This is a genomic window from Chitinophagales bacterium (assembly GCA_017303835.1).
In the GTDB taxonomy this organism is placed as follows: domain Bacteria; phylum Bacteroidota; class Bacteroidia; order Chitinophagales; family Chitinophagaceae; genus JAFLBI01.
Genome location: JAFLBI010000001.1, coordinates 2128528 through 2149846, shown reverse-complemented (window position 1 = coordinate 2149846; position 21319 = coordinate 2128528). Strand labels below are relative to the sequence as shown.

Below are 21319 nucleotides of genomic sequence, written 5' to 3'. Positions count from 1 at the left end.
TATTAGGCTAATTCCTGTAAATAAGCTTCCACCACTTTAGGAAAATGTTGGTGCTCTAAACCATGGATGCGTGCTGCAAGGCTATCAGGCGTGTCATCGGGTAAAACGGGGCAGGTGAACTGGGCGAGGTGGCGACCATGGTCGTATTCTTCATCCACTAAATGAATGGTGATGCCGCTTTCCTGCTCTTTGGCCTCAATAACAGCTTGGTGTACATGGTGGCCATACATGCCCTTGCCGCCATATTTTGGGAGTAGGGCAGGGTGGATATTGATGATGCGCTGGGGATAGGCTTCTATCAGGGCCTGGGGTATTTTCCAGAGAAATCCGGCCAGCACAATTAGCTCAATGCCTGCTGTTTTCAGCTCAGACATATGGGCATCTCCGTTTCTAAACCGTTCTTTATCAATTAATAAGGAGGGGATACCTAGGTTTTTCGCACGTTCCAATACATAGGCATCGGCCTTATTGCATAGAATTAAGGAAACCTCCGCAGAACCTGTTTGGCGGAAATGCTCCACCAGTGCCTGTGCATTGGTACCTGATCCGGAAGCAAAAATGGCCAGTTTGATCATGCGTCTTTTTTGCCGGCCATCTTTCGGCCAATTCTGCTGATGTAATTTTTGAAAAAACGAAACTGCCCAAGTGGAATGCTGATGGCCAGTACGCAGAGGGGCCAAAGCAAGGTTACTATAATGATATACAGCGGAATACGTATAGCCGCATTGTCTATATCGAAGTATTGTAATACTTGACGACCCAGCCAGCCGCAGGCACTTCCACCCAATGCAAACGTGGTAAAAATTAGGGTGAACTGCGACCAGCTCACGCCCCATTTTGCTTTCAATTTTTGGAGCATGGCGCAAAGGACGAAAAAAAATCTTGCTTCAACACAATAAATCGATAAAACCCTTCAACAAAAAAATACAGTTTACTAAATCATGACAGATTTTATAGAGCATAGCTCTGAATGCGCTGAAATGCAAGCCAGATAAGGCTAAATTTTTTTTAAACGAACTGCTCTTTCGTAAGCTTACTACCCTATTTTTGCAGCCGTTCGCGGATATTTTTCCACACCAGAATCACCGCTTGTGAATATGACAACGTTTAGAAGAATCTCACGCATCCTCCTAGCAGGTATTTTTTTCCTCAGTATTTCTTTTGCCAATAAGGTAACAGCCCAGGATGGCAAGGCATTGTTCAATGCGAACTGTGCTTCTTGTCATAAGATGGACAAGGACCTGACAGGTCCGGCCCTGATGGGTGTGCACGACCGTTGGAACAACGATAAGTTGTTGGCACTCTGGATCAAGAACTGGAACAAAGCCGTTGCTTCAGGTGATGCGTATGCAGTGAAGATCAAAGACTGGAGCCCAAGCTCTATGACTGTGTTTGAAGGAACCCTGAGTGATGCACAGATCGATGCTATCCTCGGTTATATCAAAGCCTGGAAGCCTGAGGCTAAGCCAACAGCTGCTGCTGCAGGTGCGCCTGCCGAAGAAGGTGATAACACCCTGCTCTTCGGTATCCTTACCCTGATTTTGGCCGTGATCTCTTTCACCTTGCTGCAAGTAAATGCCAGCCTGAAGAAAATGGCTGACGAGAAAGCAGGCGAGCCTGTTGTTGAGCCAGTACCGTTCTGGAGAAACAAAGCCTATATCGCTACCTTAACAGTAATCCTGTTCTGCGTTGGTGGTTACCTTACTTCTAAAGGTGCCATGGCACTGGGTCGTTCTAAAGACTACACACCTACACAACCTATCTTTTACTCACATAAAGTACACGCAGGAGCTAACCAAGTAAACTGTCTGTATTGCCATGGTGGTGCTGAGCAAGGCAAGCATGCCAACATTCCTTCTGTGAATGTGTGTATGAACTGTCACAAAGCCATCAATGAGTATGTAAAAGGACCTAAGCTCTATGATGAAGAAGGTAACGAGGTTGATGGTACTGCAGAAATTCAGAAATTATATAAATATGCTGGCTTCGATCCTGCCAATGCTGCTGCATGGGATCCTTCTAAGGCCAAGCCAATTGAATGGGTTAAGATTCACAACCTGCCTGATCACGTATACTTCAACCACAGTCAGCACGTAAAAGCTGGTAAAGTGGCTTGTCAAACCTGCCACGGTGAAATTCAGAAAATGGATGAAGTGAAGCAGTTCAGCGATCTGAGCATGGGCTGGTGTATCAACTGTCACCGCGAAACCAAAGTGCAGTTCAAAGACAATGGTTTCTATAGCATCTACGAGAAATACCACAATGATCTGAAGAGCGGAAAGATCGACAGCACCAAGGGTATTACTGTAGAGAAAATCGGTGGAACAGAGTGTCAGAAGTGTCACTATTAATATATGTATGATCGACAGCCCGTCTGTCCTGAAATTTTACTAATTGTCAAACTGATATAATGGAGCAACAAAAGTACTGGTCAAGTTTCGGAGAGCTGAATCAGTCAGATGCATATAAGAAAGATGTGCAGGACGAGTTCAAAGAAGAATTACCATTTGAAGCGGATGACAAAGGCCTGCTGGATGCAAAAACACCCCGCAGAGACTTCTTGAAATACCTCGGCTTCAGCACTGCTGCAGCTGCTGTTGCAGCAAGCTGCGAAATGCCTGTAAAGAAAGCCATTCCTTTCGCTAACAAGCCTGAAGGAATTGTGCCCGGTGTTGCGAATTACTACGCAACTACTTATGTACAGGATGGTGATGCAGTGAGTGTGATTGCCAAAGTACGTGATGGTCGCCCCATTAAATTAGAGGGTAACGATTTATCGCCTTTAACCAAAGGTGGTACTTCTGCCCGTGTACAAGCTGCTGTATTAGACCTGTACGATGGTGCACGTCTTCGTTTCCCTACCATTGATGGTAAGGAAGTAACAATGGAAGCTGTTGATAAAGCTGTTGCTGATGCAATGGCTGGTTTGAATGGCGCACCAGTTGTGTTGCTGACTAGTACAGTTGTATCTCCTTCTTCTCAGGAAGTGATTAATCAGTTCTTGGCAAAATATCCTGGCAGCCGTCATGTAACATACGATGCGGTTTCTTATACAGGTATGTTGCTGGCTAATGAAGCTACTTATGGTAAGCGTGCAATTCCTGCTTACCGGTTCGATAAAGCAAAAGCCATTGTAAGTCTGGCTGCTGATTTCCTTGGTACATGGATTAGTCCTGTTGAATTTGCAAAGCAATATGCAACAGGTAAGAAATTAGACGAGAAGAACCCAAGCATGAGCAAGCACATTCACTTTGAATCTGTGCCTTCTGTAACTGGTTCTAACGCTGATGAGAAATTCCTGCACCGTCCATCTGAAACAGCTGCAATTGCTGCGGCATTGTTATCAGCTGTAAATGGTCAGGCGATCAATATCGCTGATGCCAAGCTGAAAGCTGGTATCGAAAAAGCGGCTAAAACCCTGAACGAAAACAAAGGTGCTGCACTGGTAGTTGCCGGCAGCAATGATGTAAATGTTCAGATCATTGTAAACGCCATCAACGAAGCTGTTGGTGCAAACGGACAAACCATTAACTGGGCTGCTCCTGTTAATTACAGAAAAGGTGTGGATGCCGACTTCGCGAAGTTGGTAGACGACCTGAATGCTGGTAGCGTAGGTGCACTGGTGGTGTATGGTGCTAACCCTGCGTACAGCTGGTATGATGCAGACAAGTTCAAAGCTGGTCTGAAAAAAGCAAAAGCAACGATTTCATTGAACGCGAAAGTGGATGAAACCACTGAGCTGTGTAAATATGTGATTCCTGATAACCACTTCCTCGAGAGCTGGGGTGATGCTGAGCCTCAGGCTGGTTATTATTCTTTCATTCAGCCAACCATTTATCCGCTGTTCAAAACACGTCAGTGGCAGGATAGCTTGTTGAAGTGGTCTGGTGCTACTACAGATTATCTCGGTTTCCTGAAAGGTTACTGGAGCACCAAGCTGGGTGGCGAAAGCGGATGGAACAAAGCATTACAAGATGGTGTGATCAGCCCTGCTGCTGAAACCATTGGTGGTGCATCATTCAACGGTGCTGCTGTTGCAGGTGCTGTTGCAGCTGCCGGCGTGAAAAAAGCTGGTAAGGTAGAAGTAGTATTGTATGAAAAAGTAGGTATCGGTCAGGGTCAGGGTGCTGCTAACCCATGGTTGCAGGAATTACCAGATCCAGTGACACGCGCCACTTGGGATAACTATGTGATTGTTTCTCCTGCAATGGCGAAGACATTGCTGGATATTGATTTGAATGATGGTGGTGAAGCTGATGCTTATGAAGTGAATCCGCCTAAGAAAGTAGTGAAAGTTACTGTTGGTAAAACAACTGTTGAACTGCCTGCTTTGATTGTGCCTGGTACAGAAGCCAACACCATCGCTATTGCTGTTGGTTACGGCCGCAGCGAAAAGCTGGGTAAGGCTGTAGTAGGAACTGGTAAGAATGCTTATCCGTTAGCATCATTCAATGGCACAGCTGTTCAGTTTGTTGTTGCTGATGCTAGCATTGAAGCAACTGGTGAAAAATATCCGGTTGCGTTAACGCAAACACACTTCCGTTACGATACTGCACAAGGTAACCGTACTGAAGTGATGAAGGAACTGAGCTTAGCTCAATTCAAGAAGCACCCAACGGAAATCCGCGATGAGCGTGAAAAAGAACTGAAGCCTTGGGGTGGTTTGGAGAAGTTCGAATCTCAGGGTACGATCTATCCTGTTTTCGACAGACCAGGTGTGAAGTGGGGTATGAATGTTGACCTCAACACATGTACTGGTTGTGGTGCTTGCGTGGTTGCATGTAACGCAGAAAACAACGTACCTATCGTTGGTAAGCCTGAAGTAATGCGCGGCCATGAAATGCATTGGTTGCGTATTGATAAATATTACAGTGGTGATATGGATAACCCGAAAGTGGTATTCCAGCCGCTGATGTGTCAGCATTGCGACAACGCACCTTGCGAAAACGTTTGTCCGGTTGCTGCTACTAACCACAGCAGTGAAGGTTTGAACCAGATGACGTATAACCGTTGTATTGGTACACGTTACTGCGCTAACAACTGTCCGTTCAAAGTACGTCGTTTCAACTGGGCTGATTATACTGGTGCTGATAGCTTCCCAGATAATCAGGAAGGTAAAGTGAATGATGTGGTAATGATGATGAACGATGATCTTACCCGCATGGTACTGAACCCAGATGTTACTGTACGTAGCCGTGGTGTGATTGAAAAATGTTCTTTCTGCGTACAGCGTCTGCAGGAAGGTAAGCTGAAGGCGAAGAAAGAAAGCCGTCCGCTCACCGACAGCGATGTGAAAGTGGCTTGTCAGCAGGCTTGTCCTACTAACGCCATCACATTCGGTAACGCAAACAGCCATGAAAGTGCGATCACCATGGTACGCATGGATAATCCTAACCGTCAGTTCTATTCACTCGAAATGCTGCACGTTCTGCCTAACGTAAGTTACCTGGCTAAGGTGCGCAACACAGATGAAATGGCACATGAAGGTCATGGCGCAGAAAAGAAAGAAGGAGCACACGCTTAATTGAGAACGAAAAGCTGATTGAATAAAATTCTGCAGTGAAAACTGCAGGCAATAAATAAGACCAGATGAGTGTAAAGTACGAATCACAGTTACGCGAACCATTGGTGTATGGTGACAAAACCTACCACCAGGTAACAGAAGACATTGTACGCCCCATTGAAGCCAAGCCATCAAAATTGTGGTATATCGGTTTCTACATCGCGGTAGCATTGCTGCTCTTCGGTGTGTACAGTGTATACCGTGAAGTAACCTATGGTATCGGTCAGTGGAACCTAAACAAAACCATCGGTTGGGGTTGGGACATCACCAACTTCGTATGGTGGGTTGGTATCGGTCACGCCGGTACATTGATCTCTGCCATCCTCTTGTTGTTCCGTCAGGGTTGGAGAACTGGTGTAAACCGTGCAGCAGAAGCGATGACCATCTTTGCGGTAATGTGCGCCGGACAGTTCCCTATCTTCCACATGGGTCGTGTATGGATGGCCTTCTTCGTACTGCCTTATCCTAACACACGCGGTCCTTTGTGGGTGAACTTCAACTCACCACTGTTGTGGGACGTATTCGCGATCTCTACTTACTTTACTGTATCACTCCTTTTCTGGTATTCTGGTCTGTTGCCTGACTTTGCAACTGTTCGTGACCGTGCTTTTACCAAACTGCGTAAGCGTTTGTATGGTATTGCCGCTTTTGGTTGGACAGGTTCTACCAAGCACTGGCAGCGTCATGAAAGTTTATCACTCGTACTGGCTGGCTTAAGTACACCACTGGTACTCTCTGTACACACAATCGTATCATTCGACTTCGCCACTTCAGTAATTCCAGGATGGCACACCACGATCTTCCCGCCATACTTCGTTGCGGGTGCGATCTTCTCTGGTTTCGCCATGGTACAAACCCTGATGGTAGTCGTAAGAAAAGTATTCGGTCTGGAAGATTATATCACCATGGGTCACATCGAAGCGATGAACAAGGTGATTGTATTGACTGGTTCAATCGTAGGTGTTGCTTACTTAACAGAGCTCTTCATGGGTTGGTATAGCCAGAACAAATATGAAGGTTACACTTTCTGGTACAGCCGTGCCAACTTGTTCAGTCCTTATGGCTGGAGCTACTGGGGTATGATGGCATGTAACGTATTGAGCCCACAGATCTTCTGGTTCCGCAAAATGAGAAGAAACCTCTTCGTTACTTTCTTCATGAGTGTGATCGTAAACATCGGTATGTGGTTCGAGCGTTTCGTAATCATCGTTACTTCTCTCTACCGCGATTACCTGCCATCTAGCTGGTCTGTATACTACAGCCCATCTATCTGGGAAATTGGTTTCTATCTCGGAACATTCGGTTTGTTCTTTACTTGCTTCTTCCTCTTTGCGAAGTACTTCCCAACCATCGCGATTGCCGAAATCAAGTATGTGTTGAAGACAACAGGTGAGAGCTACAAAACCAAAATGGATAAATACGAAAACAAAGAGGTGGATGAGTTTGCACACGCAGCGCATGCACACTAATCAATAAAACATTACTTGAGCGAAAGCCCAGGAATAAATAAACAGTATGGCAAAAAAGAAATTCACTGTAGGATGTTTTGATGAAGAGGATACACTCTTTGCTGCAGTAAAGAAAGTGCGTACAGCGGGTTACAAAATCCATGATGTGTACACGCCCTATCCTGTACACGGTTTGGATAAGGCCCTTGGTCTGCGTGACACAAGTCTGCACACTGCTGGTTTTATCTACGGTATCACCGGTACAACAACTGCAATCAGTGGTATCAGCTGGATCTTTACAAAGGATTGGCCTTTGAACATTGGTGGTAAGCCGCACTTTGCATTACCTGCATGGGTGCCCATCATGTTCGAATTAACCGTACTGTTTGCTGCAGTAGGTATGGTATTGACTTTCTGCTACCTGTGTCAGTTGGCTCCTTTTGTGAAGAAGCACCATTTCCATGCACGTGCAACAGATGATCTGTTTGTGATGGTGATTGAGTGTAGCGATAAAACCAATACCGATGATCTGAAGGCTTTCTTAAGCAATGCAGGTGCTGTTGAAACAGATGTACAGGTTGCTGAAGACGGCTGGTGGTTGGGTCGTTACGACAAAGACGAAATGATGTTTGAGAATAAAACCGTTGCTGCTTAATTAATAGAATTAAAGAAGATGAAAAAATTATCCATCATAGCTGTTCTTGCTGCAGGTGCTGTTATCGTGAGCTGCAGTGATGTAAAGCGTAAGCCCGGTAGCATCTATATGCCTGATATGGCTTACAGCCGTGCTTATGAAACCTATGCTGATCACAGCAACCTGAAAGAGCAGGGTATCAACTATACCAGCATGCCTGTTGCCGGAACCATTGCTCGTGGTGAGGAAGCGCCCTTTCCGATTGAAATGGACAAGCCTGGAGATACAGTAAACTATGTAGCTTCTAAGAAAGTGCCTAATCCTGTTGCAGCTTTAACTGCAGCTGAATACAAAGAAGCTGAGCGTCAATACCTGATTAACTGCGGTATCTGTCATGGTACTAAGTTGGATGGTAACGGTCCGCTGTGGAAAGATGGTGAAGGTCCGTATCCTGCAGCACCAAAAAACCTGATCAACGATCCAATCGTGGGCAATATGCCTGAAGGCCAGATGATGTATTCATTGACTTATGGTAAGAACACCATGGGTAGCTATGCATCTCAGCTTAACCGCAAACAGCGCTGGCAGATTGTACACTACATCAAGATGAAACAGGCTGAAGCAAAAGGTGGTAAACTGCCACTGGCTGATGAAGCACCAGCTGCAATGGATAGTTCAGCAACTGCAAAAAAATAATTTAGATCGACTAACTGATATAAACGACTGATAATGGCTTCTGTAAAAATGCAATTCGAGATTCCCGGTAAAATGCGCACCTGGTCATTTGCACTGATGGGTGTAGGTCTTGCCGCATTACTGATCGGCCTTTTTACCAAGGGTTTCAGCAGCGACGAACATGAGCAGGCTGTATTCTGGGGTACGCTGATGTATAATACCATCTTCTGGACACTGGTTACAAACGCAGCAATGTTCTTCATTTGCGTAACTACCTTGGCAATGGGTGGCTGGCAACAGTCTTTCCGTCGTGTGCCTGAAGCCATTTCTACACTGGTACCTATTTTCGGCAGCATCACTTTTGCTGTACTGATTTATGTAGTATTCAGCCACAAGCACCACATCTATCATTGGGTAGATGCTGAAGCAGTTGCTGCTGATCCCATCCTGAATGGTAAGAAAGGATTCTTGAATCCTACTTTCTTCCTGATCTGGTCAACACTCACCATCGGTTTCTGGAGCATCCTTGGTTGGAGAATGCGCCAGCTGAGCAGCGAAGCAGATGAAGCAGCGATGAATCATGAAACTGGTCATTCTTTCATCTGGAGAAATACGGTACGTGCTGCGATGTTCGTAGTATGGTTTGCATTAACTGTAGGTTCTACCATCCCTTGGTTGTGGATGATGAGTTTGGATGCACACTGGTACAGCACCATGTATAGCTGGTACACTTTCGCAAGTTCTTTTGTAAGTGGTATGAGCTTGATCGCCCTTTGGGTAATTTATCTGAAGAACAAAGGTTACTTGGAATATACCAACCAAGAACACCTGCACGATATTGGTAAGTTCATGTTTGCATTCTCTGTATTCTGGACTTATCTCTGGTTCAGTCAGTACATGTTGATCTGGTACGCGAACATTCCTGAAGAGACCGTTTACTTCAAGCACCGCGTTCAGGGCCCTTACAAAGGAATTTTCTTCCTGAATTTGATCATCAATTTCTTGTGTCCATTGTTAATACTGATGAAGCGTGCTGCCAAGCGTAACTATACACTGGTTACTTTCATGGCCGTACTCATCATCTTCGGTCACTGGATTGATTTCTATCAGATGGTGATGGGTAGTATCAGCAAGGAGCATGTGACACTGGGCTGGATGGACTTTGGTATACTGAGCTTCTTTGTTGGTGTGATGATCTTCCAAACTGGTCGTGCATTAGCCAGCAAGCCGCTGATTCCGAAATACCATCCTTTCCTCAAGGAAAGTATCATTCACCATACATAATGAATGAAAGGTATTCGGTTAATTAAACAGATTAGAGAAAAGAAAACACGGATAGTATTATGAGTATGTTTCTGATCATTGCAGTCGTTACGCTGATCTTCATTGTGATCTTCCAGATCTCAAAAGCCAGCGAATATGTTGCGGTATTGAAAGGTGCAGAAGCCAGCCGTAAGCAGAACAACAAGATCAATGGTTTCCTAATGATCGCGTTTCTGGTACTCGGTCTGATAGGTGTATGGTACTGCAATGAGCTGTACTATGGTAAAACCCTGCTGCCTTATCCATCTGCCAGCAAAGAAGGTGAGAAAGTAGACGAAATGCTGTGGGTAACACTGGCTGTAACAGGCGCTGTGTTCATCATTACACAGATTCTGCTGTTCTGGTTTGCTTACAAATATCAGGAGAGCGATAAGCGTAAGCCTTTCTACCTGCCCCACAACAACAAGTTGGAAGTTATCTGGACAGTTGTGCCAGCTATCGTACTGGCTGTGCTGGTAGTAATTGGTTTGCGTAACTGGTTCCTGTTTACCAGCGATGCACCAAAAGGCGCGATGGAAGTAGAAGTAGTGGGTAAGCAGTTTGGCTGGATTTATCGATACCCAGGTAAAGACAAAACTTTCGGTAAGAAATACTTTAAGAATATTGATGGTACCAACGCATTGGGTCTGCTTTGGGATGACAAAGCCGGTCAGGATGATGTGGTGCTGGAAGGTACTATGTACATCGTGAAGGATAAACCTGTAAAGCTGATCATCGGCTCACGCGATGTAATCCATGATGTTGGTTTGTCACATTTCCGTTTGAAAATGGATGCCGTACCTGGTACCCCAACAACTATGTGGTTTACACCTAAGTACACTACAAAGGAAATGAAGGAGATGACTGGTAATCCAAATTTCGCTTACGAGATCAGTTGTGATCAGATGTGCGGAAACGGTCACTACTCTATGAAGGGTGTGATTGAAGTGGTTACGCAGGAAGAGTTCGATGCATGGATGGCAGGTAAGAAAGCCAGCTATCTGGTAGCTTTCCCTGATAAGGATCCGGCTAACGCACCAGCTAAACCAGCTGCCGACAGCACAAAAATCGCTGCCCCTGTAGCAAAAATGTAAAAATCAGTCAACCGACTGACCTAATTGATTGTAATTAAGTAAGTATTAAAGAAATCTCAATATGGCGACTGAAGCAGTTCTGCAAGCACACGCTACACACGATGTTCATGGAGACCATCATCATGAGCATCACCATCATGAAACATTCATCACCAAGTATGTTTTCAGCCAGGATCATAAAATGATCGCGAAGCAATTCCTGATCACTGGTATGGTTTGGGCCGTACTCGGTGGTCTGATGTCTGTGCTTTTCCGTTTTCAGCTGGGTTATCCTGAAGCAACATACCCTTGGTTGGAAGACCTCTTGGGTAAATGGGCTGAAGGTGGCCGTATTACACCTGCTGCATATTATGCATTGGTAACTACACACGGTACTGTACTCGTATTCTTCGTTTTGACTGCAGGTCTGAGTGGTACTTTCGCCAACTTCCTGATTCCTTTGCAGATTGGTGCACGCGATATGGCATCACCTTTCATGAACATGCTGAGCTACTGGTTCTTCCTGGCCGCAAGTATCGTGATGCTGTCTTCACTCTTCGTTGAAACTGGTCCTTTCAGTGGTGGTTGGACTGCTTATCCTCCTTTGAGTGCCTTAGGTGATGCTTCACCTGGTTCTAAAACTGGTATGGATTTGTGGTTGATCTCCATGGCGCTCTTCGTAGTGTCTTCACTGCTGGGTGGTCTGAACTATATCGCTACTGTATTGAACATGCGTACCAAGGGTATGAGCATGACACGTATGCCTTTGACAATCTGGGCACTGTTCTTCACAGCTATCCTGGGTGTATTGTCATTCCCTGTATTGTTCTCTGGTTTCATCCTCTTGATCTTCGATAGAAACTTCGGTACCAGCTTCTACCTGTCTGATATTTATCTGGCTGGTGTAGAAAAAGCACTGCCAAACGAAGGTGGTAGCGCCATCTTGTACCAGCACTTGTTCTGGTTCTTAGGTCACCCTGAAGTATACATCATCTTGTTACCTGCCATGGGTATGGTATCAGAGATACTCTCTGTAAACTCACGTAAACCTATCTTCGGTTATATGGCCATGATTGGTTCATTGTTTGCGATTGCTATCCTCGCCTTCTTGGTTTGGGCACACCACATGTTCGTAACCGGTTTGAACCCATTCCTCGGATCAATCTTCGTATTGTTGACTTTGTTGATCGCAGTACCATCAGCCATCAAAGTATTTAACTGGTTAACTACCCTGTGGCGCGGTAATATTCGTTTCACACCTGCGATGTTGTTCGCGATTGGTTTCGTGAGCCTCTTCATCTCTGGTGGTTTAACAGGTATCTGGTTGGGTAACTCTGCATTGGATATTCACCTGCACGATACATACTTTGTAATTGCGCACTTCCATATTGTAATGGGTGTCGCTTCTATGTTCGGTATGTTCGCGGGTATCTACCATTGGTATCCAAAGATGTATGGTCGCCACCTGAACAACACCATGGGTTATATCCACTTCTGGGCAACCCTGGCTGGTGCTTACCTGATCTTCTGGCCAATGCACTATGAAGGTCTGGCTGGTATGCCTCGTCGTTACTACGATTATAGCATCTGGGAAAGCTTTAAGCAGTTTGCTGAGCTGAACAGATTCATCAGTACTGTTGCGATGATTGTATTCGCAGTACAGTTATTATTCCTGTTCAACTTCTTCTACAGTATTTGGAAAGGTAGAAAAGTAAGAGAGCAGAACCCTTACAATGCAAACACATTGGAGTGGACTACACCAATTAACCCTGGTCATGGTAACTGGGAAGGCGAGATTCCTGAAGTACACCGTTGGGCTTACGACTACGGTAAGGATGGTAAGGAATTCATTCCTCAGACCACACCGATTGGGGCAGATGAAAGTAGTCATCACTAATATTACTGCGTAGTGGTGCGTGAGCACTGCTGCTGCTGATATCAATGCAATGCCCTGAGGATTCAGGGCATTGTTTTTCTGACTGAATGGTGCGAATGATTATGGCAGAACAGGTAACAACATCTTCTAACGGTTTCTCACTTGCAGCAAAAGCAAGAGATTACTACCAGCTGATCAAATTCACGCTCAGCTTTACCGTAGTATTCTCCTGTGTGATCTGCTACCTCTTGGCACCCAAGGTGGTGAACTATGATTGGTGGATGATCATCATACTATTTGTTGCGGGTATGCTGGTAACCGGTAGCGCCAATGCCATCAATCAAGCAGTTGAAAAAGATACTGATGCACGCATGAAGCGCACAGGTAAAAGACCTGTGGCTGATGGTAGAATGAGTCAGCAAGAAGCTTACATGTTTGCATTCATTGCCGGAGTGGTGGGTGTACTGATGATGTGGTATTTCTTCAACTTGTCTTCTGCTTTACTCTCTGCATTCAGCTTATTCGTTTACGCATATATCTATACACCGCTCAAAAAGATCAATTCTATTGCAGTTTTGGTGGGCGCATTTCCCGGTGCTTTTCCTTGTTTGATTGGTTGGGTAGCTGGTAATGATGATTTTTCTGCGGGTGGTTGGATCTTGTTTGGCATCCAGTTTCTGTGGCAGTTCCCGCATTTCTGGGCCATTGCTTGGGTAGCACATCAGGATTACAGTAAGGTGGGATTCAAATTATTGCCCAGCGATAAAGGCCCCACTAAGTTCACTGCTATGCAAGCTGTGATGTATAGCGTGCTGATGATACCCATGGGTATTTTACCTTACTACTTTGGCCTGTCAGGGAAGATTAGCTTATGGATTGTATTGGTGGCGAATTTGTTCATGGTAGTGCAGAGTTTACGTTTGTATCAAAACATGGATGTACCCTCCGCAAGAAGGGTGATGTTCAGTAGTTATATCTATTTACCGATTGTCTTATTAGCATTGCTGGCTGATAAGGTGCGATAAAATTGTTTGTGATGATGGCAACAAGTGTAACCAAGAAAGACTCCGGTCGTATTCACCCACATAAGTTCACGCTTTGGGTGGCCATGGCCAGTATTATTATGGCATTTGCCGGATTAACGAGTGCCTATATTGTGAAGAAGAACCAAAGTAACTGGTTGGAGTTTCAATTGCCGCTGGTATTCTGGTATTCAACAGCCGTAATTATTATTAGTAGCGTAACCATGCATTTGGCTTTGAAATCTTTCAAAGCAAGAGAAATGCAGCGTTACCGCAGCTTGATTACGGTTACTGCTATACTGGGTGTCTTGTTTACTGTGTTGCAGTATCTGGGTTTTCAGGCTCTGGAAAAAGCCGGAATCAGCCTCGTGGGTGCCAAGAGTAACCCTGCAGCCAGCTTCTTGCTGGTGATTACAGGTTTGCACATGGTACACGTGCTGGGTGGGGTAATTGCACTGTTGGTGATCTTTTTCCGTGCATTTCGTACTTCAGTGAAGCAGTATAGCGCTGTTCCGCTGGAGATTGCAGCTACTTACTGGCATTTTGTAGACCTGCTTTGGATATATCTATTTATTTTTTATAACTGGGTTGGATAAGCAATAAAAAAGTCTTGCTTTGTGCAGCTTTTTTAAGCCTCAGCCAATATTTTTGTGAACCTGAAATTTAAACCTGAATGGCAAGTACAACAACAGCAACCACGAAGTGGTGGAGTGGTGGTAAAAGCCCCTTCAACGTAGAGTATGGCAAACTCATGATGTGGTATTTCCTCATGAGCGATGCTTTCACTTTTGGTGCATTCCTGATCGCTTACGGAACTACCCGTTTTTCAACTAACGGATGGCCTGACCCCAACGAAGTATTCAAGAGCTTCCCCTTCGCTCCGGAAGGCGTACACGCACCGCTGGTGTTTGTAAGTATCATGACCTTTATCCTGATCATCAGTTCTGTAACCATGGTGTTGGCAGTGCATGCTGGTCATAACATGGATCGCAAAGGCGTGGTAAGAAACCTGATCCTCACCATCATTGGTGGTGCAGCGTTCTTAGGTTGTCAGGCTTGGGAATGGACACACCTGTATCATGAAGGTGCATGGTGGGGTAGCAATCCTTTCCTGAACCATGATGGTTCTGTAGCTATTTCTACAAACTTCACCAACTTCTTCTTTACCATCACAGGTTTCCATGGTTTCCACGTATTGAGTGGTGTGGTGATTAACATCATCATGTTGATCATGACCTTGAATGGTGTATTCGACAGAAGAGGCCATTACCTGATGATCGAGAAAGCTGGTTTGTACTGGCACTTTGTAGATCTGGTATGGGTATTCGTATTCACTTGTTTCTATCTTATTTAACTAACCTTATAAGTAATAGCTCATGGAGCCTGTAAATATTCACGCACAACACGCAGAGAATCACGGCGGCGGTACCAAGGAAATTTGGCGCGTAACCTGGATTCTGACTGTTCTGACTATCGTAGAACTGGCCATTGGTTTCTGGATGATTAAAATCCCATTGGATCAGGAAAGCTTACGCCTTGCACTGAAAGGTGTGATTGTGATCCTGATGATGGCAAAAGCTTTCTACATCGTTGCTTATTTCATGCACTTGAAGCATGAGATCCGCAATATGATCATGACTATCGTAGTGCCCTTGGCGCTCTTTATCTGGTTCATTATTGCCTTCTTGTACGATGGCAACTCATACAAAAACCTGCGCAATACCTATGATCCACATCATAAAGAAGCCAGCACTGTAAAAGGTGAAAAGAAAGAGCACGGTGCTGCTGAACACAAGGAAGGCGAGCACAAAGCTGAAGAAAAGCACTAAATCTGCCTGAATTTCACAAAAGATATTACCATCGCCCTGCGGCGATGGTTTTTTGTTACCCTACTTTTGCAGCATGAATAAGAAAGCAATTCTGGCCCTGCTGGTCGCACTAATGATTCCGGTAATAAGTTACCTGTTGGTGCGCTTTTACAGCACAGATGCAGTGGTGATGCCTAAGAAGTATCTCCCGGATACAGTATTGACAAAAGTGGTGGATGGAAAAATGGAAACAGATACGGTTTGGCATAAAGTGGCCAATATTCGTCTAAAAAATCAACTGGGTGATACGGTTAATCTATATGATAAACCCGGGAAGATTATGGTGATGGATTTTTTCTTTACCAGTTGTGGCGGTATTTGCCCTGTGATGACAAAAAACATGTCTAAACTGCAGCAGTCATTTATTAAGGGTGGTAATACCAGGAAAAAGATTGATACCTCAATTGTGCAGTTTGTATCATTTACCATTGACCCCGAAAGGGATTCTGCTCAGGTGCTGAAAAAATACGCAGATAAAATGGGTGTCAATCATGATAACTGGTGGATGCTGACCGGTAGCCGGGATAGTATTTATAATTTTGCCTTCAATGAATTAAAGGTTGATAAGTTTGCTGAAGGGCCGGTAAGTCCTGATTTTGTGCATACCAATCGCTTTGTCTTGATTGATAAGCAATACCATGTTCGCGGTTATTATAATGGATTGGACTCTGCTTCATTGAAGAAATTAGCGAGAGATATTGGCTTACTGCTTTTGGAAAAAGATAGAACCAAGAAGAGTACGGTGTTCACACAAATCATTGACCTGAGCTGGCTCTGGCTGGTTATTGTTGTTTTGGTTACTGGTTTTGTGCTATTCTTCCGATCCAAGCAAAAAGCGGAGGAAGCTAGATAAACTAATCTGCTAAGTAGTTGTTATCACATCAATCTAATTGCTATGTTACAAGCATCTATCCAAAAGAATGATCCCAAAGCCAAGTGGCTGATTGGTATTTTCTCCTTCGTAGTATTTGCCGCCGTGGTTATTCTAGGTCGTGTAAAGCTAGAGGTTGATCTGGGGTTTGATGTACACATATTTGCAACCATTAATGCAGTCATCAATTCTATTATTGCTCTTTTGCTGCTAGCTGCTTTATGGGCAGTGAAAGCCAAAAAATATCTGTTGCATAAGCAGATGATGATGACGGCACTACTTTTATCAGTATTATTCCTGGTCTCTTATATTGCCCACCATTTGCTGGCTGGCGATACTAAGTTTGGTGGTGAGGGTGCAATTCGAACTGTGTATTACATCATTCTGATTACACATATTTTCCTCGCTGCTATTATCTTACCCTTCATTCTTTTCACTGCATACCGTGCTTTAACCGCCGAATTCGCTACACATAAAAAGCTGGCCAAATACACATGGCCTCTGTGGTTGTATGTAGCAATTACCGGTCCCGTTGTGTATTGGATGATTAGCCCTTACTACCAATAAGATGCAGTTTAAGAAAGCGCTTAGGCAGTTGCTGACACTGCATACCATTTTACTATGGACAATGCTGGGTGGATTGATATTGGTGTATTTCACGGCACGTACACAGCCGGTTGATTTCAGTGTTTTTCAAGTTTTGCAAATAGTATTATTGATTGCTGCACTGGCAGCATATTATTTTGGCTTTATGCAGTTTCGTAAGAAGCTGCAAGCCTTAGTAGCTGCTGAATTAGAAGTAGCAGTGTTAATCGATGAATATGCTGCACTCTACAGAAATAAATTGTTGTTTCTATTATTGCCCGCAGTGGCCGGCCTGCTTGGGTTTCAGCTTACAGGCAATTGGGTATTTTATCTCTGTGCACTTGGTGTTTTATTCATACTTGCAGCACAAAGACCTACAGTAGCATTGTTAATGCATCAGCTGGATGTGCGCAAGGAAGATTTGTTTCAGTAATCGAGGCCGATTTCTTTCGCAGGATCCCAGAATAGTTTGTCGAAGTTTTGAACCGTATCTTTTTTGACTACCACCTTTTCTTTTTCTAGTAATTCCTGCATCAATGTGGGTGTAGCAAAATGCATTTTGCCCGAGAGCATACCATTGCGGTTAACTACTCTGTGTGCTGGCACTTTTGGTTTCACCATGTGTGCAGCATTCATAGCCCAACCAACCATGCGCGCTGATTTACCGGTTCCGAGAAACTTGGCAATAGCACCATAAGATGTTACGCGACCTCTTGGTACCAATCGAACAACAGCATAGACTTCTTCAAAAAAAGATCTTTGCGTATCAGCACCAGTTTTTTGAACAGGTAGCTTCTCTGTATGAATAGGTTTTCGGGGCAAATGAATTATTTACCGGAAGATACATGCTTTGCGACTGATTCTTCGCGCATGCGCATGGCAATACTCTTGCGTGGTTCTGGTACAGATTCATAATCGAAGGGACAATGTCTGCAGCCGTGACCACAGCAATAGCCTTTTTCAAGGTGGTATTTTTCTGTAAAGACCATATAGCCCTGTTCGTCGTAGTAAAAATCAATATGTTCAACCATTTTGTTCGCCACCAATGAGTTGTTTGAGTGTGTTGTCTGTTGCTTCGTTCAGGGTTTTGTTGATCCGAAACTGTAAGTAATGAATCTTATTACTCTTAGCGATATCTAAACTCTCGTAATAAGTTTGAATACGCAAGTCTTGTGGAATGTTTGCCAGTGAATAAGCATCATCGTATTCCACTAACAACTCAAGTTGGTATAGGTTGATCACCAATTTGGTAAAATTGAACAGGTCTGGGCTGTCTGTTTTCAAGTTAATCGTGCCGTTAGGCTGTAGAAACTGCTGATAGTAACGCAGAAATCTAGGATGTGTGAGCCTTTTCTTGGCTTTAGAAGCCCTCAACTGCGGATCGGGGAAGGTAATCCAGATCTCAGCCACTTCACCCGGTGCAAAATACTGTCCAATCTGCTCAATCTGGGTACGTAGAAAAGCAACATTGCTAAGACCATCTTGTAAGGCGGTGGTAGCGCCACGCCAAAGGCGGTTACCCTTCACATCCACACCAATAAAATTCCGTTGCGGATACAATCTGCCCAGCCCAACGGCATATTCACCCTTGCCGCAAGCGAGTTCTAAGGTAATTGGGTGATTATTACCAAAGTGTTGATGCCATTGTCCGGCCATACCCTGTGGGTATTCCAGTACATTGGGATAGGTCTTGATTGCTGCGAAACGTTCCAGTTTATTTTGGCCCATGGGGCGCAAAAGTAGGAAAAACAAAAGCCACCGGTTTGTCGGTGGCTGAATTAAAACTGCAAAGGAAAATGCTGTAGGGGGAGTACAGTAACCTTTTGTCTTGATTTGATACTGAAAATATCAAATCAGTATTAAATACATTGAAAATCAATAATATAATCTCATGATTGATTTTGTCAATAACAAGCAAATGAAGTTTTAGTGAAACTTTTAGTGAAACTTATTAGCTTTGGTGTAGAAATCCTACACCATGCCCCGCCAACCAGTTGTACATTTTCGCTTGAAGCCAAAAGATAGTAATGGTCAATCTATTGTCTATCTCCAGTTCATTTATCAAGGTCGCAGGTTGTTTTATTCTTTCGGGCAATCTGTAAGACCTGAAGATTGGAACGAAAAAAAGCAACGGGTTAAAAATAAGTTGGCAACCACGGCTGATGGAAAGTTTGCGTTGAATGACCTGTTGGATAATCTGGAGAGGATTTGCCTTAAGACATATACCGAGTCTTTGAAGGATGGCATACCAGAACCAGAAGTACTCAAGGAAGCCATGCAAGCTTTTATCAATCGCAATCATACGGCTAAAGAGGAGCAAGCTTCTAAACCCACCCTGTTCTCTTTGGCCCAAAGATTTATAAATGGGGAAATCAAGTTTAGAGGAAAGAGCAAAAGTGTTAGCAGTCTAAAAAATTATCATGCGGTAACCAAGCACTTGCGAGAATATCAAACGTACAGCAAACGTGTAGTTGATTTTGATAACATTAATTTGGATTTCTTTTATTCCTATGTCTCTTTCTTAGAAAAGAAAGGATTAGGCGTAAATACCATTGCCAAAGACATAGCTATACTGAAAGTGTTTATGGGTGAAGCGGTTGACTTAGGCTACACAGAGAATATGCTGTTTCGTCATAAAAAGTTTTCATACAACGAAGAGGAAACTGAACAGATTTACTTGAACGAAGATGAATTAGCGCGGATTCAGCAAGCAGAGATCACGAATAAGAAATTAGACAGGGTAAGAGATCTATTCTTGGTAGGTGCTTGGACGGGCTTGCGTTATTCAGACTTTAGCAATATTCAGCCAGAGCATATAGTGAAGATGGATAATGACTACTTCATTAAAATGGTGACGCAGAAAACAAAAGAACTGGTCATCATACCTTGTAATCCTATCGTGCTTAAAATCTTTAATAAGTATGAGACCAATGCCAATATGTTACCAAGGGCTATGAGCAACCAAAAGTTCAATGATTATATCAAAGAGGTTTGTGCATTGGCTGGACTTACAGAAAAGGGAAGATTGTCAAAAACACCTGAATTGCCATTATGCGATTTGGTGTCTTCTCACACAGCCCGAAGATCATTCGCAACCAATCATTACCTGCAAGGTTTTCCCCCAATAGACCTGATGAAAATAACCGGGCACAAAACCGAGCGTTCCTTCTTGAAATATATTAGGGTTAGCAAGTTAGATACAGCTAAGAGGTTAAACGAGCATATAAAACTGAATTGGAAGAATAAGCTGATTAGTCAATTGTAGAATAATAACTTCTTTTTTCTAAATTAACTATAGAATAGCTACTATTTTTTAATAGAAGTAGATTCTCGAATTTTCAACTTAGTAGTAAAAGATTTAATAACCAGTTTTGATTTTGACTTTGCTTCAATTTGATCGATAAGGATTTTCGCGCCAGTTTTACCCATTTCAAATGCTGGTTGACTTACGCTGCTCAAAGATGGAGTAATTAATGATGATATGGGCTCGTCATTAAAACCAACTATGGCAATTTGCTTTGGAACTTTCAAGTTTAATTTTTTAGCTGCACATAAAGCAGCAATTGCTACTCTATCACTTACTGCAAAAATGCCATCTGGCCTGTCTTTTCTGGATAATAAGTTAGTAGCCGCCTTCAGAGCTTTTTGATGATCAAATTCGCAATGAATAACTAATGAGTTATCTATTTCCAGATGGTGCTTATACATTGCCATTTGAAATCCGTCTTGCCTCCTTTTGCTAAGTAATAAGTCCTTTGGACCTGCCATATAAGCAATTCTCTTACAACCAATCTTTGCAAGATGATCAACTGCACTAAATGCTCCTGTAACATTATTGACAGTCACCTTGGAGCAGTTAAAATGTTCAGCTACTCTATCAAACATTACCACAGGTAATATTGATTGTAAATCAATAAGGTGTTCCAGTCTGTTGCTATATTGAGCTAGTGATATTAGCACGCCATCAACACCTCCTCTCAGCATATCTGTTATTGCTTTTTTTTCTTTCTCTTCTGATTCCATGCTTTGGCTTGCTATAACTGTAAACCCCCTCTCTGAAGCCTCGCTCTCAATGCCTTGTAGTGCTGCTGAAAAATAGTGGTAACTTAAGTTGGGTACAATAACGCCAATAGTTTTTGTTTTTATTCGTAATAAGCTTAAAGCGGCTTTATTTGGAACATAGTTTAGTTTCCTGGCTGCATCTTGAATCAGCTTTCTAGTTTTTTCGCCTACTTCATGACTTCCGTTAAGCGCTCTAGACACAGTTGATGGGGCAACACCTATCAGTTTGGCAATATCTACAATGGTTGTTTGTTGCATTTATAGAGATTGAATGTAAAACATATTTAGTGAATTACAATTTACGCAAACCTTTGCGTAAAGAAAGTCATGTCATCTTACT

At 43.6% G+C, this 21319-nt stretch carries 22 protein-coding genes; 16 read left to right on the top strand and 6 right to left on the bottom strand.

What is annotated here, in order from left to right:
• Positions 1-2: 2 nt before the first annotated feature.
• Positions 3-575, bottom strand: coding sequence for a phosphoribosylglycinamide formyltransferase (gene purN, locus J0L83_09630; protein MBN8664824.1), 573 nt, complete (start codon positions 573-575; stop codon positions 3-5).
• A complete protein-coding gene (locus J0L83_09625; GenBank protein MBN8664823.1) occupies positions 572-859 on the bottom strand; it encodes a hypothetical protein in 288 nt (95 codons plus the stop codon). The genes purN and J0L83_09625 overlap by 4 nt, the downstream gene beginning before the upstream one ends.
• Positions 860-1097: 238 nt before the next feature.
• On the opposite strand from J0L83_09625, the gene J0L83_09620 reads away from it, so the two are divergent.
• The 15 genes from J0L83_09620 to J0L83_09550 all read left to right on the top strand — a co-directional run bounded on the left by J0L83_09620 (position 1098) and on the right by J0L83_09550 (position 17350).
• On the top strand, positions 1098-2351 hold the full coding sequence (locus J0L83_09620) for a c-type cytochrome (GenBank protein ID MBN8664822.1): 1254 nt from the start codon (positions 1098-1100) through the stop codon (positions 2349-2351).
• A gap of 59 nt (positions 2352-2410) precedes the next feature.
• On the top strand, positions 2411-5524 hold the full coding sequence (locus J0L83_09615) for a TAT-variant-translocated molybdopterin oxidoreductase (protein MBN8664821.1): 3114 nt from the start codon (positions 2411-2413) through the stop codon (positions 5522-5524).
• A gap of 65 nt (positions 5525-5589) precedes the next feature.
• The gene (gene nrfD, locus J0L83_09610; protein ID MBN8664820.1) at positions 5590-7032 is read left to right on the top strand and encodes a polysulfide reductase NrfD; all 1443 of its coding nucleotides are present in this window, start codon (positions 5590-5592) and stop codon (positions 7030-7032) included.
• Positions 7033-7078: 46 nt separating this feature from the next.
• Positions 7079-7666, top strand: a complete 588-nt coding sequence (locus tag J0L83_09605) for a DUF3341 domain-containing protein (protein MBN8664819.1) — start codon at positions 7079-7081, stop codon at positions 7664-7666.
• An 18-nt stretch (positions 7667-7684) separates the two neighbouring features.
• Entirely contained in the window at positions 7685-8341 is a 657-nt protein-coding gene (locus tag J0L83_09600) for a cytochrome c (protein ID MBN8664818.1), read from the top strand.
• 33 nt (positions 8342-8374) lie between these two features.
• A complete protein-coding gene (locus tag J0L83_09595) occupies positions 8375-9604 on the top strand; it encodes a quinol:cytochrome C oxidoreductase (protein MBN8664817.1) in 1230 nt (409 codons plus the stop codon).
• A 59-nt stretch (positions 9605-9663) separates the two neighbouring features.
• The gene (locus J0L83_09590) at positions 9664-10716 is read left to right on the top strand and encodes a cytochrome c oxidase subunit II (protein ID MBN8664816.1); all 1053 of its coding nucleotides are present in this window, start codon (positions 9664-9666) and stop codon (positions 10714-10716) included.
• A gap of 61 nt (positions 10717-10777) precedes the next feature.
• Complete coding sequence (locus J0L83_09585) at positions 10778-12592, top strand: cbb3-type cytochrome c oxidase subunit I (protein MBN8664815.1); 1815 nt, start codon at positions 10778-10780, stop codon at positions 12590-12592.
• A 95-nt stretch (positions 12593-12687) separates the two neighbouring features.
• Entirely contained in the window at positions 12688-13596 is a 909-nt protein-coding gene (gene cyoE, locus J0L83_09580) for a heme o synthase (protein MBN8664814.1), read from the top strand.
• 14 nt (positions 13597-13610) lie between these two features.
• Complete coding sequence (locus J0L83_09575; GenBank protein MBN8664813.1) at positions 13611-14189, top strand: cytochrome c oxidase subunit 3; 579 nt, start codon at positions 13611-13613, stop codon at positions 14187-14189.
• Between the two features lie 77 nt (positions 14190-14266).
• Positions 14267-14947, top strand: a complete 681-nt coding sequence (locus tag J0L83_09570; protein ID MBN8664812.1) for a cytochrome c oxidase subunit 3 — start codon at positions 14267-14269, stop codon at positions 14945-14947.
• Positions 14948-14969: 22 nt separating this feature from the next.
• The gene (locus J0L83_09565) at positions 14970-15422 is read left to right on the top strand and encodes a cytochrome C oxidase subunit IV family protein (protein MBN8664811.1); all 453 of its coding nucleotides are present in this window, start codon (positions 14970-14972) and stop codon (positions 15420-15422) included.
• A gap of 73 nt (positions 15423-15495) precedes the next feature.
• The gene (locus J0L83_09560; GenBank protein ID MBN8664810.1) at positions 15496-16314 is read left to right on the top strand and encodes an SCO family protein; all 819 of its coding nucleotides are present in this window, start codon (positions 15496-15498) and stop codon (positions 16312-16314) included.
• Positions 16315-16356: 42 nt separating this feature from the next.
• Complete coding sequence (locus tag J0L83_09555) at positions 16357-16899, top strand: DUF420 domain-containing protein (protein MBN8664809.1); 543 nt, start codon at positions 16357-16359, stop codon at positions 16897-16899.
• Between the two features lies 1 nt (position 16900).
• On the top strand, positions 16901-17350 hold the full coding sequence (locus tag J0L83_09550) for a hypothetical protein (GenBank protein ID MBN8664808.1): 450 nt from the start codon (positions 16901-16903) through the stop codon (positions 17348-17350).
• Here the strand turns inward: J0L83_09550 and J0L83_09545 are convergent.
• The 3 genes from J0L83_09545 to trmB are packed head-to-tail and all read right to left on the bottom strand — an operon-like array spanning position 17344 to position 18645.
• Positions 17344-17745, bottom strand: a complete 402-nt coding sequence (locus J0L83_09545) for an MGMT family protein (GenBank protein ID MBN8664807.1) — start codon at positions 17743-17745, stop codon at positions 17344-17346. The two genes, J0L83_09550 and J0L83_09545, sit on opposite strands and share 7 nt — an antisense overlap.
• Entirely contained in the window at positions 17745-17960 is a 216-nt protein-coding gene (locus tag J0L83_09540) for a hypothetical protein (protein ID MBN8664806.1), read from the bottom strand. Before J0L83_09540 ends, J0L83_09545 begins: the two co-directional genes overlap by 1 nt.
• Positions 17941-18645, bottom strand: coding sequence for a tRNA (guanosine(46)-N7)-methyltransferase TrmB (trmB, locus tag J0L83_09535; protein ID MBN8664805.1), 705 nt, complete (start codon positions 18643-18645; stop codon positions 17941-17943). The genes J0L83_09540 and trmB overlap by 20 nt, the downstream gene beginning before the upstream one ends.
• A gap of 250 nt (positions 18646-18895) precedes the next feature.
• Here trmB and J0L83_09530 point away from each other — a divergent pair, with 250 nt between their 5' ends.
• Positions 18896-20182: a site-specific integrase gene (locus J0L83_09530; GenBank protein ID MBN8664804.1), complete on the top strand. Its 1287-nt coding sequence runs from the start codon at positions 18896-18898 to the stop codon at positions 20180-20182.
• Positions 20183-20223: 41 nt separating this feature from the next.
• Here the strand turns inward: J0L83_09530 and J0L83_09525 are convergent, their stop codons facing one another.
• Positions 20224-21237, bottom strand: a complete 1014-nt coding sequence (locus J0L83_09525) for a LacI family DNA-binding transcriptional regulator (protein MBN8664803.1) — start codon at positions 21235-21237, stop codon at positions 20224-20226.
• Positions 21238-21319 lie beyond the last annotated feature (82 nt).